Origin of the sequence: Streptomyces sp. NPDC057654 (assembly GCF_042800135.1) — a bacterium.
Classification (GTDB): Bacteria; Actinomycetota; Actinomycetes; order Streptomycetales; family Streptomycetaceae; genus Streptomyces.
Map to the genome: position 1 here is coordinate 1 of NZ_JBHVHQ010001495.1, position 1008 is coordinate 1008.

Below are 1008 nucleotides of genomic sequence, written 5' to 3' on the forward strand. Positions count from 1 at the left end.
GGCAGCGGCTGTTCGGCTGAGGGATACGGAACGCGCCGGCCGGCGCGTCTGTGCCGCTACCGCTCCTCCGGGTCCCCGCCGCGCCCCCCGCGGCGGCGGATGCCGAAGGCCAGCGACGAGACGAGGCCGGCCGCGATGAAGCCCATGCCCATCGCGGGCAGCAGCGCGTAGGCCGGGAAGTGCCAGAGCCCGGCCGCCATCGCCAGATACATCGCGCACCCGCCGAGAAAGATCAGACCCACGACGATCTTGCCCGGCTCGAACTCATGCCGTCGCACGGCGTACCTCCGATGGGGAGTGGCGGCAGCGGACGCTGTCCCGCCATTCTCGTTCATGGCCTCTCACGGATCACCTCGGCCTGCCCCAGCCCCACCTTGAGCGAGATCTCCAGAGTGCCGCGCGAGGGCTTGCCGTTCACCGGCTTCAGCGTCATCTCGCGGTGCTGGTCCGGCTTGACGTCGATGTCGTCCGACGTCTCGCCGGGGAGCTGTACGTCGCCGACGCCGATGTCCACGTTCGCCTTCACCGTGATGTCGTCGGGCACGGCCACCCGCAGCTTCCCCGCGCCGACTTCGGCCCGCGTCGTGACCGTACGGTCCTTGCGCCAGTCGACGCCGTACAGGTCGAGCGTTCCGTAGCCGCTGCCGAGGCGGTATTCGGATCGGACGTCCGAGGCGTTCGCCGGGGACCAGGTCCGCCGCGACCAGTCGGCGGTCACGGACTTGGGCAGCCCCGCCGCCGCCGTCAGCAGCAGCCCCGTCACGACGGCCGCGACGACGGTGCCGCCGCCCGTACGCCCGTACAGCGAACTGACCGTGATGCCGAGTCCGAAGACGCCGAGCGCGCACGCGAAACCGATCTCCAGGCTGGTGCCCAGCGGTTGGTGGCGCCACGTCACGCCGATGGCCAGCCCCGCGGCGGCGAGCGCCCACAGGAAGACCCAGCCGCCCAGCGGCCGGCCCCGGCGGGCGGTCCGGCGGGCCGCGCGCTCCGCCGCCCGCCGGTCCC

General features: G+C 72.8%; 1 protein-coding gene and 1 pseudogene. Both read right to left on the minus strand.

Annotated elements, in window-relative coordinates; all coding sequences use genetic code 11:
- Positions 1-56 precede the first annotated feature (56 nt).
- Positions 57-278, minus strand: coding sequence for a hypothetical protein (locus tag ACFU99_RS44610; RefSeq protein WP_363226371.1), 222 nt, complete (start codon positions 276-278; stop codon positions 57-59).
- Positions 279-331: 53 nt separating this feature from the next.
- Positions 332-1008 (minus strand): annotated as a pseudogene (locus tag ACFU99_RS44615) (hypothetical protein); the annotation flags it as partial.